11 protein-coding genes are annotated in these 13,991 nt (G+C 72.6%); 5 read left to right on the top strand and 6 right to left on the bottom strand.

The genetic code is table 11. The features are described from left to right. Nucleotides 1-121: 121 nt before the first annotated feature. The 6 genes from PSH03_RS16925 to PSH03_RS16900 all read right to left on the bottom strand — a co-directional run bounded on the left by PSH03_RS16925 (nucleotide 122) and on the right by PSH03_RS16900 (nucleotide 8,018). Complete coding sequence (locus PSH03_RS16925; RefSeq protein WP_112587466.1) at nucleotides 122-607, bottom strand: DUF2231 domain-containing protein; 486 nt, start codon at nucleotides 605-607, stop codon at nucleotides 122-124. Nucleotides 608-785: 178 nt separating this feature from the next. Continuing rightward, nucleotides 786-1,526, bottom strand: coding sequence for a GAF and ANTAR domain-containing protein (locus PSH03_RS16920; RefSeq protein ID WP_210784342.1), 741 nt, complete (start codon nucleotides 1,524-1,526; stop codon nucleotides 786-788). Nucleotides 1,527-1,708: 182 nt separating this feature from the next. Continuing rightward, entirely contained in the window at nucleotides 1,709-4,000 is a 2,292-nt protein-coding gene (gene secA2, locus PSH03_RS16915) for an accessory Sec system translocase SecA2 (RefSeq protein WP_238689715.1), read from the bottom strand. Between the two features lie 76 nt (nucleotides 4,001-4,076). Continuing rightward, entirely contained in the window at nucleotides 4,077-5,885 is a 1,809-nt protein-coding gene (locus PSH03_RS16910) for an ABC transporter ATP-binding protein (RefSeq protein ID WP_238689714.1), read from the bottom strand. Between the two features lie 41 nt (nucleotides 5,886-5,926). Next, nucleotides 5,927-7,015: a zinc-dependent alcohol dehydrogenase gene (locus PSH03_RS16905; RefSeq protein WP_210784340.1), complete on the bottom strand. Its 1,089-nt coding sequence runs from the start codon at nucleotides 7,013-7,015 to the stop codon at nucleotides 5,927-5,929. Then, a complete protein-coding gene (locus tag PSH03_RS16900) occupies nucleotides 7,008-8,018 on the bottom strand; it encodes a Gfo/Idh/MocA family protein (RefSeq protein ID WP_210784339.1) in 1,011 nt (336 codons plus the stop codon). Before PSH03_RS16900 ends, PSH03_RS16905 begins: the two co-directional genes overlap by 8 nt. Before the next feature lie 203 nt (nucleotides 8,019-8,221). On the opposite strand from PSH03_RS16900, the gene PSH03_RS16895 reads away from it, so the two are divergent. From PSH03_RS16895 to ctaD, 5 genes are all read left to right on the top strand, one after another. After that, nucleotides 8,222-9,229 carry a glucosyl-3-phosphoglycerate synthase gene (locus tag PSH03_RS16895; RefSeq protein ID WP_210784351.1) on the top strand — a complete coding sequence of 336 codons (1,008 nt, stop codon included), beginning with the start codon at nucleotides 8,222-8,224 and terminating at the stop codon, nucleotides 9,227-9,229. Between the two features lie 23 nt (nucleotides 9,230-9,252). Next, nucleotides 9,253-10,392, top strand: coding sequence for a glycosyltransferase (locus PSH03_RS16890; RefSeq protein ID WP_210784350.1), 1,140 nt, complete (start codon nucleotides 9,253-9,255; stop codon nucleotides 10,390-10,392). Between the two features lie 84 nt (nucleotides 10,393-10,476). Then, nucleotides 10,477-10,935: a DUF4383 domain-containing protein gene (locus PSH03_RS16885; RefSeq protein WP_372494776.1), complete on the top strand. Its 459-nt coding sequence runs from the start codon at nucleotides 10,477-10,479 to the stop codon at nucleotides 10,933-10,935. Nucleotides 10,936-11,082: 147 nt separating this feature from the next. Further along, a complete protein-coding gene (locus PSH03_RS16880; RefSeq protein ID WP_210784338.1) occupies nucleotides 11,083-11,811 on the top strand; it encodes an ATP-binding protein in 729 nt (242 codons plus the stop codon). Nucleotides 11,812-11,935: 124 nt separating this feature from the next. Next, nucleotides 11,936-13,927 carry an aa3-type cytochrome oxidase subunit I gene (ctaD, locus tag PSH03_RS16875; protein WP_238689712.1) on the top strand — a complete coding sequence of 664 codons (1,992 nt, stop codon included), beginning with the start codon at nucleotides 11,936-11,938 and terminating at the stop codon, nucleotides 13,925-13,927. Nucleotides 13,928-13,991 lie beyond the last annotated feature (64 nt).

Below are 13,991 nucleotides of genomic sequence, written 5' to 3'. Positions count from 1 at the left end.
CGCCCGGCTCGCGGGTCGAGCGAGCCCGCCCGGCGGGTCCGTCGGGGCGGGCAGGTCGGGCAGCGGGCAGGTCGGGCAGCGGGCAGGTCGGGTCAGAGGCGAGCCCGGCCCCCGGATCGGGTCAGGGGCGGGCGATCTCGCCGGTGGAGCCGGCCAGCGCGTCCAGGCCGCCGGACTCGGCGCGGCCGCTGTCGAACTGACGCATCAGCCGGGCGCCCAGGTGCACGCCAACCCCACCGACGGCCAGCGCGACCAGTTCGGTGACCAGGATCGCGACCGACGCGCCGCGCTGCGGGGAGTGCGACCGGACCAGGCAGGTGAGCAGGAACATGGCGGCCATCACCGCGTTCACCAGGTTGAAGGCGACGGCGGTACGGCGGGTACGGTCGCCCGGCACGTCCCACAGGTCGACCATCCCGGCCACGGCGGTCAGCGCGGCGGCGACGAGGGCGGCGACGCCGGTCCAGTAGCCGACCTCTCCGAGGAACGCGGGCCCGCCGATCACATCGGTGAGGTCGAAGACGGTGGCGCTGACGAAGAGCCCGAGCGGGAACGTCACCAGCATCGGTTGGATCGGGTGCCCCTGCACCCGCAGCCGGCTCTGCATCGGTCCTCCCCCGGGTCGGCGCAGCTCACCTGACCAGAGTGCTACCCGGGGCCGGTCGAGGCGAAACGATGCCGCCCGACTCGCCGCCGACAGGGAGAACGGGCACCGTGGCCGCGCCCACCGAGGCCGGACGGCCAGGCCGACGGATGATCGGCGCACCCGGCCCGAGCGGCCGGGGTCAGTTGTCGCGTTGGCGGGAGACCGTCCGGACCAGGCGCTCGGCCACCTCGCGCAGCGGGATGTCCAGCGACGAGGCGGCGGTGCGCAGCACGTCGAGGGCCTCGGCCGGCGGGCACCCGCGCTGCGTCATGATCACGCCGACAGCCTGGCCCACCACCCCGTCGTGCAGGAGTGAGGCGTCCCGCTCACCGGCGAGGGTGAGCTGCCGGTTGCGGTCCCGGACGGCGGCGAGCAGCAGGCCGGCGTGTTCGGCGAGCAGCATGGCGGTCAACTGGTGTTGCGGGGTCAGCAGGTCCGGCGCGGCGGCGTACAGGTTGATCGCCCCGATGACCTGGTCGTCGATGTCGACCGGTGCGGAGATCACCCCGCGTACGCCGAGGTCGCGGGCGTGCGTCGTCCAGGCCGGCCAGCGGGGCTCACCGGTCAGGTCGGCGGCGAGGATCATCTCGCGGCGGTGGATCGCGCTCATCGCCGGTGTGTCCGGCCCGTGTCGCAGGTCGTCCAGCCCGGCCAGCCCCTCGTCGGAGGCGGCCGCCCCGGCCGGCTCGCCGGCCCGCAGGGCGGTGAACCCGCACCAGCGGACCCCGGCGACGGCGTCCCGGGTGACCCGGACCAGGGCCAGCAGCGCCTCATCAAAGTCGGTCAGGGCGATCAGCCCGGCGGTCAGCTCCCGTAACAGTGCGGCTGCTTCCAGGACGCCGAGGGTGTGCACCACCGGTTCCCGCGTGTCGAGGTTCACCGGTTCGCAGCCTCCGTGCCGTCTCGCGCCTGCCCGGCACGCATCGTCACCTGTGTCATCGTCTGCTTCTCTCCCGACTCGACCGACCAGCCCTACTACCCTGGGAAACCTGGGTCGAAACGGCGTAAATCAGGGCCCCGGTCGCGCTTGGAGGCGCGATCGGGGCCCCGACGGTCGGTATGTCAGCGCGAGGCGCCGCTGAGCCGCCGCCCGATCGACGCGATCAGACGGTCGAGCTCGGACCCGAACGGGTTGTCGTGCACCAGGTACGTCCAGGTGGCGGTGGGCCGGACCAGGGTGCCGTCGTCGGGCTGCCAGTCCTCATCGAATTCGGTCTCGGTGAACGTGGCGATGGTGCGGGCCTCGATCTCCGGGATCAGGTCGTTGAACGCCGGCACCGCGGCCCGGTGGAACTCGTCCAGCGGGTCGAGCCGGCCCAGCGCGCGCAGGTGCACGCCCTCGCGGACCTCCGACAGCTCGGCCAGGTGCTCGGCCCAGAGCCGGTCCAGGTGGTAGAGCGCGATCGACCGGGCGGCGCGGGCGAGCAGGTCCTCGTCCATCTCGCCGGCCTTCTCGGGCTCCTTCTCCAGCAGCATCACCGCGGCCACGTCGCTGGTCAGCAGCCGCTCCCGGCGAGCGGCGAGGGCCTTGCGCTGCTGCTCGATCACCACGCTGTAGCGCCAGGTGTTGCGGTGGATCTCGTGGTTGACGCCCTCGGCGACCCGCTGGGCGTGCTCCACCGCGTAGTCGACCTGCTCGTCGGTCACCAGACCGTCGGCGTTCATCCGCGGCGAGGCCGGTACCGAGTCGGCGGCGTGCCGGACGACGAGGTCGTCCTCCAGGCTGACGAAGAAGACCGAGCCGCCCGGGTCGCCCTGCCTGCCGGCCCGACCGCGCAGCTGGTCGTCGACCCGCCGGCTGTCGTGCCGGCCGCTGCCGATCACGTAGAGCCCGCCCAGCTCGGCGACCCGCTCCTGGTCGGTCTGGTCGCTGCCGCCGAGGCGGATGTCGACGCCCCGGCCGGCCATCTGGGTGGAGACGGTCACCGCGCCGTACGCGCCGGCCTCGGCGATGATCGCGGCCTCTTCGTCGTCGTTCTTGGCGTTCAGTACGACGCAGGGCACCCCGGCGGCGTTCAGCCCGGCGGCCAACCCCTCGGACTCCTTGACGTCCAGGGTGCCGACGAGCACCGGCCGCCCCTTGGCGTGCCAGCGCTGGATCTCGTCGATCAGCGCCTCGTCCTTCTCCGCCCGGGTGGCGTAGATGCGGTCCGGCTCGTCCTCGCGGACGCACGGGGTGTTCGGCGGGATCACCGCGACCTCGAGGTCGAAGAACTCCCGCAGTTGGTCGCCGACCAGCACCGCGGTGGCGGTCATCCCGCAGACCTTCGGGTAGAGCGCGATGTACGCCTGCATGGCGATGGTGCCGAGCACCTCGCCCTCGGCGGTGGCGTCCAGCCCCTCCTTGGCCTCGACCGCGGCCTGGAGGCCGTCCGGCCAGCGGCGGCGCTGGGCCACCCGGCCGCGCATCTCGTCGACCAGCTCGACGGAGCCGTCCCGGACGATGTAATCCACGTCACGGTGCAGCAGGGCGTGCGCGTGTAGCGCCACGTTGACCGCGGAGAGCTGCGCGACCTGCTCCTCGTCGTACAGGTCGATGCCGAGCTTGGCCTCGATGGCGGCCAGGCCGGCGGAGGTGAAGGCCACGCTGCGCCCGTCCTCGGCGACCGTGTAGTGCTTGTCCTTGCGCAGGCCACGCACCAGGGCGGCGGCGGCGTGCACCGGGTCCTGCTCGCCCGGCACCGCGCCGGCCAGGACCATCGGCACCCGGGCCTCGTCGATCATGATCGAGTCGGCCTCGTCGACGATGGCGGTGGTCAGCGTGGGCTGCACCCGGTCTTCCACGTCGGTGACCAACTGGTCGCGCAGGTAGTCGAAGCCCGCCTCGCTGACCGAGACGTAGGTGACGTCGCAGGCGTACGCGTCGCGCCGCTCCTGCGGGGTGGAGGCCTCGTTGACCCAGCCGACGGTGAGGCCTAGCAGGGTGTAGACCGGCTCCATCCACTGGGCGTCGCGGCGGGCCAGGTAGTCGTTGATGGTGAGCACGTGCACCGGGCCGTTGCCGAGCCGGACGTGCCCGTACGCGGCGACAGTGGCGGTCAGTGTCTTGCCCTCACCGGTGGCCATCTCGGCGACCTTGCCGGAGAGCAGCGACATCGCGCCGAGCAGCTGCACGTCGTACGGCCGCTGGTCGAGGCCACGGCGGGCGGCCTCACGGCCGACGGCGCAGATCTCCTCGTAACCGGCGGCGGCACCCGCGGCCGCGGTCAGCTCGGCGTCGTCGAGCGCGCTGAGCTCAGCCTCGCGCGCCTCGATCGCCGGGAGCAGTTTCTCCAGCGGAGCAAGATCCACGGTCGAGCCGGGGCGCTGGAGGAACCGCCGGAACTTGCTCTTGAACCGTTGCGACACACCCATGAGCGGCAACGGTACGCGATTCCGGGCGGCGCGCGCGGCCCGGCCGCCCGGCAAGTTGGCCTTCCTTGGCCCGCGGTCAGCCGACCAGCAGCTGGTGGCTGGCGAGTTCCCGGTACAGCGGGTCGGTGGCGGTCAGTTCGGCGTGGGTGCCCACGGCCACCACCCGGCCGCCGTCGAGGACGACGATCTGGTCGGCGTCTACCACCGTGGCGAGCCGGTGCGCCACGATCAACAGGGTCCGGCGCACCGCGACGGCGTCGATGGCGCGGCGCAGCGCGACCTCGTTGCGGGAGTCGAGGTTGCTGGTCGGCTCGTCGAGCAGCAGCACCGGCGGGCCGGCGAGCAGCGCGCGGGCGATGGCCAGGCGCTGCCGTTCACCTCCGGAGAGCAGCACACCGCCCTCGCCCACCTGCACGTCGAGGCCCAGCGGGGTGCGCCGTGCCAGGTGGCCCAGGTTGACCTCGTCGAGGACGTCGCGCAACCGGTCGTCGGTGGCGTCCGGGGTGGTGATCAGCAGGTTCTCCCGCAGCGTGCCGGCCAGCACGGGAGCCTCCTGCTCGACGTAGCCGAGCCGGGCCCGCAGCGCGTCGCGGGGGAGGTCCCGTACGTCGGTGCCGTCGAGGCGGACCGTGCCGGCGCTCACCTCGTAGAAGCGCTCGACCAGGGCCAGCAGTGTGGACTTGCCGGCGCCGGAGGGACCGACCAGGGCGGTCCGGGTGCCGGCGGGGACCGCGAAGCTGACCTCGTGCAGCACCGGCTCGCCGCCCGGGTAACCGAAGCCCACCCGGTCGAACTCGATCATCGGGGTCGGGCGGCGCGGGGTCGCCGTCGCGGCGGCGGACGCCGGGCGGTCGTCAGCGCCCTCCGCGGGCACGGACAGGATCTCCTCGATCCGCTGGAGGGCGCCCAGGCCGGACTGCAACTGGGTGTACGCCCGCAGCACCTGACCCAACGGCAGCGCCAGCAGGAACAGGTACATGACGAACGCGACCAGGTCGCCGACGGAGATCGCCCCTGCGGCGACCCGCGCCCCACCGATCCCGAGCACCAGCAGGAACGCGCCCTGCACGGTGACCGAGCCGATCGGGCCGACCAACGCCTGCACCCGGGCCACCCGCAGCCCCGCCGCGTACGCCTCCCGCGCGCTGCCGGTGACGGCCTCCGTCTCCCGGGTCTCGGCGCGGCTGGCCCGGATGGTCCGGGCCGCCGAGATGGCCCGCTCCACCGCCGAGGTCATCTCGCCGATCCGCTCCTGGGCGACCCGGGCCAGCGCCCGGACCCGGCGGGCGAAGGTGGCGGCGAAGACCAACCCCAGCGCCACGCCGAGCAGGGTGACGCCGAACAGCAGCGGGTCGAGCAGCACCATGGCCGTGCCGGCGCCGACCACCGTCACCGCCCCGGTGACCGTCTCGAACAGGCCGGAGGTGACGACCGCGCGCAGCAGTGTGGTGTCCGAGCCGACCCGGGAGAGCAGGTCGCCGGTGCGTCGGCGGTCGTACTCGGCGATGGGCAGCCGCAGCAGGTGGCCGGCGAGCCGACGCCGGGTGCCCAGCACCACTCCCTCGGCGGTGCGTTGCAGCAGGTAGTCACGCAGCCCGCCGATCGCCGCGCCGAACACCACGAGGGCCACCAGCACCGCCACCAGCCGGGCCACACCCTGCTCGGCGCCGATCCGCTCGAGCACCGACCGGGTGAGCAGCGGCTGCGCCAGCGACGCCGCCGAGCCGATCAGCGACAGCGCGCCCACCACCACCAGGGTGCCGCGGTGCTCCCGTAGGTACGGCAGCAACGCGGACAGGCCGACCGACCGGCCGGCGGGGTTGTCGCCGGCCGGTCGGTCGGTCGAGGTGTCGCCGGGAACCGGCCGGTCCTGCACGGTGCTCATGTCGCGAACGGTAGCCGCCCCCGGCACGCGGCGACGGCGGGTCAGACGGCGAGCACCACCTGAAGCTCCTGGCGGCGACGGTCGGCCAGGTCGGTGAGGAGGGCGGGCGCCTCGTCGAACGGCACCACCGCCGAGACGAGGTGCTTGCGGATCGCGTCGCCGTACGTCCTGAGCAGGTCGACGGTCTCGGCGGAGAGCCGTTCGCGGTCCCAGGTGGGCGCGAGCCCGCGCGGCACCCGGCCGATCTGGGCGCAACGCAGCGACAGCCCGTTGTGGTGGAACTCCTCACCGAGGCGGACCGCGTCCGCGCCGCCCTGGTAGAAGGCGAGGTCGATGACGGTGCCCTGGGGCCGCAGCAGCCGCAGGGCGAGGTGCAGCGCCCACGCCTGCCCCCGGCACTGGAACACCACGTCGGCGCCCCGGTCGCCGGCGGTGTGCGCCCAACGGGTCTTGAGCACCACCGCGGGGTCGTCAGCGTCGGGGTCGAGGGTTTCCAGACCGAGCGCCTCGGCGACCTGGCGGCGGTGCGGGGTGGGGTCGAGCACCACCACCGACGCTGCGCCGTTGCGCCGGGCGAACAACGCCGTCAGCAGCGCCACGACACCGGCGCCGACGACGGCGACCCGTCGGCCGCGTACCCCGTCGCCGAGCGTACGGACGTCGGTGCCGTGCAGGTCGGCGGCGGCGTGCAGCAGACCGTTGGCGCAGATCGGCCCCATGTGCGCGACGTACACGCCGAGCAGCGGGTCCAGGTCGTCGGGCAGCGCCACGAACCGTTCGGCGACCGGGTCGGCCAGCCAGCCGGTGCGGTGCCCGTACGTCATCGCGCCGACCGTGCCCACCGCGACGGCCGGGGTCTCGCTCTCCACCACCCGGCCGACCTGCATGTAGCCGAGTCGGGTCACCGGGTAGGGCGTGCTGGCCGCGCCCGGCTGGAACAGGCCCAGGTCGGCGTTCCAGGTGACGTTCAGATAGGGGTTCGTGCCCTTGACGTAGCTCAGCTCGGTGCCGGCTGAGACACCGCTGAACAGCGTCTCGACCCGGAACGTGCCGGGGCGCGGCGGGGCGGCGTCCTGCTCGACGAGGTCGACCCGGCCGGGGCCGGTGACCACCACGACCTTGTCACGCATCGACTGTCACCCCGGTGGCGAGCGCCGTCGGCGCGGTCGCGGTGGTGAGCCGCACCGTGGCACCGGTACGGGCCGAGTCGGCCACCGCGAGGGCCAGGCGCTGGGTCGCGAGGGCCTCGGCGTACGGGACGCGCACGTCGTCGCCGATGCCGCGGACGGCGTCGACGAAGGCGCGGTCCACAGCCACCCGGGCGGCCTCCGGGTCGGCGGTGACGTGTCGTTCGCCGTCGGCGTCGCGGATCGACAGCCCGTCCTCGGTGATCGCGAGGGCCAGCCCGTCGGCGAGGATCTCCAGGCCGGCGCGGTGCTTCCAGCCCAGGACGCAGGCGGCGCTGAGCGTGCCGACCGCGCCGTCGGCGAAGCGCAGCGCGGCGGTGGTCACCGAGTCGATGTCGGCGCCGTCGACCGGCGGTGGGGTGCCGTTGCCGTACGCGGTGACCTCGGTGACCTCGCCGGCCAGCACGCGGATCAGGTCGAGCACGTGGGCGGCCTGCTCGACCACCGGCCCGCCGGAGCGGTCCCGCCGCGACCACCACGCCACCGGGGGCACCTTGTCCAGCCAGGTGCCGCTGACCATTCGCACCGGACGGTCGGCGAGTAGGTCGCGGGCCTGGTCGAGCACGCTCAGGTAGCGCCAGTGGTGGCCGACGGCGGTGCGCAGCCCGCGCCGCGCGACCAGGTCGGCGATCCGCTCGGCCGTGCTCAGGTCGACAGCGACGGGCTTCTCCACGAACATCGGCAGCCCGGCCTCGATCACCGCCTCCTCGGCGGGGCCGTGCGCGAACGGTGGCACGCAGACGTACACGGCGTCCGGCTCGGTGGCCAGCAGCTCGGCGACGTCGGCGCAGGCCCGCCCGCCGTGCTGTGCGGCCAGCGCGGACGCGGCCTCCGGCGCGACGTCGGTGACCCCGACCAGCTCGACGTCGTCGAACCCGGCCAGCACCCGCGCGTGACGCTGCGCCACGCCGCCGGCTCCGACCAGACCCACCCGGCAGTTCCGCATCCCGACACCCCTTCGAAGACGTTTCATGTGCGATGGGAGCAGTCCCCTGAGCTGTGCGCAATCAAACGTTCATCCCCCGGGAACGAATTGTCGTCACCGCTGTGATCAAGCTGTTGCCGAGAATGCGGTTAGCGCGTGATGAGGAATGGGAACAACCAAATTCGGTTTTTCCACGCACGAACGGAGGGGTGCCCGTGCGGGATATGACATCGAGCGTGTCGCCGGTGGTGGAGGCGTGGGCCACGTACCGGACTACGTCGGCGGCCGACTGGCCGACCCGTCGGCTGATGCGCGCCAAGGGTGAGACCCGGGTCAGCGTGGTGCTGCCGGCGCGCAACGAGGAGGCCACCGTCGGCGCGATCGTGTCGACCATCAGGGAGCACCTGATGGATCGGGTGGCCCTGGTCGACGAGTTGATCGTGGTGGATTCCCGCTCGACGGACCGGACCGCGCAGGTGGCCCGCGCCGCGGGCGCGGAGGTGGTCAGTCAGGACGCGATGACCCGGGGGTTGCCCCGGCTCACCGGCAAGGGCGACGCGCTCTGGGCCGGGCTGGCCGCCGCCGAGGGAGACGTGGTGGCGTTCATCGACGCCGACCTGCGGGAGTTCCGGCCGCACTTCGTGAGCGGGCTGCTCGGCCCGCTGTTGACCGACCCGTCAGTCGACTTCGTGAAGGGCTTCTACCACCGGCCCCTGGTGGGCACCGCCAGCGTGGAGCAGGACGGCGGGGGCCGGGTGACCGAGTTGATGGCCCGACCGCTGCTCAACCTCTTCTGGCCCGAGCTGGCCGGCTTCGTGCAGCCGCTCGCCGGCGAGTACGCGGGTCGCCGGGACGTGCTGGCCCAGGTGCCGTTCGTCTCCGGGTACGGGGTGGAGACGGCCATGATGATCGACCTGCTCGACCTGGTCGGCCTGGACGCGCTGGCGCAGGTCGACCTCGGTGAGCGCAAACACCGCCACCAGGACACCGCCGCCCTGGGTCGGATGTCCGCGCAGATCATGTTGACCGCATGGTCGCGGCTGCAACGGCGCGGCTGGGCGACCCCCGGGTTTGCGCCGGAGGCGTTGCTGACCCAGTTCCGGCGCGGTGGTTCGGACACCCTGCCGAACCTGGACCGCGAGATCGTTGTCAGCGACGTTTCCATCGAGGAGCGCCCGCCGTTGGCCGAACTGCGCCACCGGGTGCCCCGCCGCCGGGTGGCCGCCGCGTGAGCGCGACGAGCCTCACCGTGCTGATGAACGCCGGCCCGTGGCTGTCGGTGCCACCGCCCGGTTACGGCGGCATCGAGAACGTCATCGCCACGCTGGTGCCGGAGCTGCGGCGACTCGGCGTACGGGTGGTGCTCGCCTCGGTGGGCAGCAGCACCCTGCCGGTGGACGAGCAGATCTCGGTCTTCGCCGACGGGCAGTTCGCCGCGTTGCAGCGGCCGTACAACCAGGTCTGCGGGATCGCCCAGGCGCACCTGGCCGGGGTGGTCCGGGAGCTGCACTCCCGCGACGACATCGACCTGGTGCACGATCACGTCGAGGCGGTCGGGCTGGCCACCCTCGCCGCGATGGGGCCGGCCGGACCGCCGACCCTGCACACCCTGCACTGGGACCTGGCCAAGCACCCGGCGCTCTACGGCAGCCTGGACGGCGGCGACCGGGTCCGGGTCAACGGCGTCTCCGCGTCGCAGCTGGCCCGCGCCCCGCTGGCGCTGCGGGAGCACTCGGTGGGGCACGTGCACCTGTCCACGCCGCTCGCCGTGGACGCCGACCGGCGGCCCCGACCGGACAAGGGCGAGCACCTGCTCGTCCTGGGCCGGATCAACCCGGGCAAGGGGCAGGACGTGGGTGCCCGGCTCGCGCACCGGGTCGGTATTCCGCTGGTGCTGGCCGGCCCTGTCGGCCCGTACCATCGGCCGGCCGACCTGGCCGCGGCCGGCGACGAGGCCCGGCAGAACCCGGACGTGCGGTTCTTCCTCGACGAGGTGGCACCGCACGTCGACGGTGACCTGGTCCGCTGGGTCGGCACGGTGGCCGGCCAGGAGCGCGACGACCTGCTCGCCAGCGCCCGCGCGTCGCTGTTCCCGCTGCGGTGGGAGGAGCCGGGCGGCACTGCGGTCGTCGAGTCGCTCGCCCTGGGTACGCCGGTGGTGGCCACCGCCCGGGGTTGCCTGCCGGAGCTGATCGAGCACGGCCGTACCGGGCTGCTCACCACCGACGAGGAGGAGTTGGGTGACCTCGTCCTCGCCGCCGAGTTGCTCGACCCCGACGAGTGCCGGCGGGTGGCCGCGCAGCGCTTCACGCCCGCGGTGATGGCGCGGCGTTACGTCGAGCTGTACGAGCGGGTCCGGCAGTCGGCGAGCGCGCCGAGGTTGCTGCCGGCCTGACCGACGGCGGGGCCGGCCGGTTTGCCGGTCGCGCCAGCGGGTAGCCGGCAGCGCTCATGCCCGCCGCGCGACGAGGAGCCGGGAATGGTCGGACCGATGGCGCACTCACGGGCCCGACCCAACCCGGCCGAGAACAAACCGCCGGTCCGTCGCGCGGCGGCGACGGTGGGGGTGCTGTTCCTGCTGGTCGGTGTGCTCGGCTTCGTGCCGGGGATCACCACCGGCATGGACGCGCTGCGCTTCGCCGGCCACGACTCGGGCGCGTTCCTGTTCGGCGTCTTCCAGGTGTCGGTGCTGCACAACCTGGTGCACCTGGTGTACGGGGTGGTGGGTCTGCTGTTGGCCCGGACGGTCACCGGCGCTCGAGCGTTCCTGATCGGCGGCGGCGCGGTCTACCTGGTGCTCTGGTTGTACGGGCTGGCGGTGGACCACGACACCGGGGCGAACGTGCTGCCGGTCAACGACGCCGACGACTGGCTGCACCTGGGGCTCGGCGTCGGCATGATCGCACTGGGCGTCCTGACCGGCCGGCCCCGTCGCTGACCGCCGACCTTCTGCTCGACCGGCCGTACCCGTCCCTGACCTGGGGTTGCGGGGCGTGACCTGCCTCGCTCCGTCGTCGGTCCGGTTTGATCGGGAACGGCCAAGGGTAGTTGGCAGATCCCGACCCAGCAGCGAATTGAGGCGCCGATGTCGAGCGGGATCACCTGCGAGGTGCGCACCACGGCACCGGTGGCGGTCGTCCGGCTCACCGGTCCCCTGCACCTGGGCACGATGCGCTCGGTGCACCGGGCGCTCAACGACGCGCTGGTCGACCAGCCGGAGGCGCTGGTGGTCGACATGGCCGGGGTGAGCGTGGAGGACAGGTTGGCACTGTCCGTGTTCGCCGCGACCGCCCGCCGGGCGGAGGAGTGGCCGGCGGTGCCGGTGCTGCTCTGCTCCCCGTCGCCGGTCGCCGCACGATGGCTGGCCGAGTCGACCACGTGCCGGGTGCTCCCGGTCTCCGCGGACTGCGCGGAGGCGACCCGGTTGGCCGGCACGACGTCCACGTTGCGGATGCGGGCCCGGCTGGAGCCGGTGGCCGGGGCCTGCCGGCGGGCCCGGGAGTTGGTCACCGACGCGTGCGCGCGGTGGAACCTGCCCGACGCGTCCGGCCCGGCCGCGTTGGTGCTCAGCGAACTGGTGGGCAACGTGGTGCGCCACGCCGGCACGCCGATGCAGGTGACGGTGACCCTGCGGCGGCCGTATCTGCACCTGGCGGTGGTGGACGGCAGCGGCGCCCAGGCCCGTGCGGGCGGGACGGACCTGCACGCCGAGGGTGGGCGAGGGTTGATGCTGGTCCGGGAGCTGACCCAGCGGTGGGGCAGCGTGCCAGCCGGGCAGGGCAAGGCCGTCTGGGCGATGCTGCCGGCAACCTGACCGTCCGAGGCGCTTGCGCCGGTACTGGCGATCTGCCCGAAATTACCGTCGTTGGCTGGTTACATGGTGCGAGGGTGGGTAGAGCACGCCCGTCCTTTCTGCCGTCACGACGGGGTGAGCAGCCATGCCCAAGCGGGTAACCACAGAACCCGGTCGAGATCGGGGCCCGGCGATCCTGGCACCGGCCCGTTTCGGGGGCTTCCCGGGAGCGGTACGCACGCCGGTCCCCGGCAACTCCCTGATCAAGTTCCTCGCCACGACCGACCACAAGCAGATCGGCCTGCTGTATCTGCTGACCTCCTTCGGGTTCTTCCTGCTGGCCGGCCTGGAGGCGATGCTGATCCGGGCCGAACTGGCCCGCCCGGGGATGCAGTTCCTCTCCTCCGAGCAGTACAACCAGCTCTTCACCTCGCACGGCGCGGTGATGCTGCTGCTGTTCGCCACGCCGGCGGCGTTCGGGTTCGCCAACTACATCGTGCCGATCCAGATCGGCGCACCGGACGTGTCGTTCCCCCGCCTCAACGCGCTCGCCTACTGGCTGTACCTCTTCGGCGGCCTCATGGTGGTCGGCGGGTTCCTCGCCCCGGGCGGCTCGGCGGACTTCGGCTGGACCGCTTACGTCCCGCTCAGCAGCGTCGAGAACAGCCCCGGGGTGGGCGCGAACATGTGGGTGCTCGGCCTTGTCGTCTCCGGGCTCGGCACCATCCTCGGCGCGGTCAACCTGATCACCACGATCCTCACGCTGCGCGCGCCCGGCATGACCATGTTCCGGATGCCGATCTTCACCTGGAACATGCTGTTCACCAGCGTGCTGGTGATCCTCGTCTTCCCGCTGCTGGCCGCCGCCCTGCTGGCGCTCTCGGCCGACCGGTTGCTCAACGCGCACGTGTACGACGCGGCCACCGGCGGCCCGATGCTCTGGCAGCACCTGTTCTGGTTCTTCGGCCATCCCGAGGTCTACATCATCGCGTTGCCGTTCTTCGGCATCATCACCGAGATCATCCCGGTCTTCTCCCGCAAGCCGCTCTTCGGCTACACCGGGATCGTGCTGGCCACCATCGCCATCACGGTGCTGTCGATGACGGTCTGGGCGCACCACATGTTCGCCACCGGCCAGGTGCTGCTGCCGTTCTTCAGCATCCTGAGCTACCTGATCGCGGTGCCCACCGGTGTGAAGTTCTTCAACTGGATCGGCACCATGTGGAAGGGCCAGCTCACCTTCGAGACGCCAATGCTGTTCGCCATCGGCTTCCTGGTCACCTTCCTGCTCGGCGGCCTCACCGGCGTCCTGCTGGCCAGCCCGCCGGTCGACTGGCACACCCACGACAGCTACTTCGTGGTGGCGCACTTCCACTACGTGGTGTTCGGCACCGTGGTCTTCGCCCTGTTCGCCGGCTACTACTTCTGGTGGCCGAAGATGACCGGGCGCCTGCTCGACGAGCGGCTCGGCAAGGCGCACTTCTGGACCATGTTCATCGGCTTCCACGGCACCTTCCTGGTGCACCACTGGCTGGGCAGCGAGGGCATGCCGCGCCGGTACGCCGACTACCTGCCCACCGACGGCTTCACCACCCTGAACACGATCTCCAGCATCTTCGCGTTCATCCTCGGTCTGTCCACCCTCTTCTTCATCTACAACGCCTGGAAGTCCTGGCGGTACGGGGCGATGGTGACGGTGGACGACCCGTGGGGCTTCGGCAACTCCCTCGAATGGGCCACCACCTGCCCGCCGCCGCTGCGCAACTTCGACCGGATGCCCCGGATCCGCTCCGAGCGCCCCGCCTTCGACCTCAAGTACGGCCCGCTCGTCGCCGATCTGGGCCGCGACCTGCCACAGCGCACCACCAAGCCGCCACAGCACTTCGCCGAGGAGTTCCGGATGGAACACCACGCCCCGGAGTCGCCGTCCGCCGAGGGCGCGCACGGCGCCCGCGACGCGGTCGACTACCAGCCGGCGCCGCGCTCCGGCGCCCGGCCGGTGGACGTGCCGGAGCCCGAGGGCGTGCGCCGGCCGAGCTTCGAGCAGAGCGACCCGCCGCAGGACGCCGAGGACGCGCCGAAGCCGCACGAGCGCTGGCGCCACCCGCACAGCGACGGCAACCCCGAAGAGCACTGACCAGGGGTACGCGCAGAGGGGCCGACACCCAGCGGGATGTCGGCCCCTCGCTTGTCCGGGTGCG

Source organism: Micromonospora salmantinae (genome assembly GCF_022230905.1).
Classification (GTDB): domain Bacteria; phylum Actinomycetota; class Actinomycetes; order Mycobacteriales; family Micromonosporaceae; genus Micromonospora; species Micromonospora salmantinae.
Note: the sequence above shows the minus strand (reverse complement) of the source record. Positions and strands in the feature narration are given on the sequence as shown.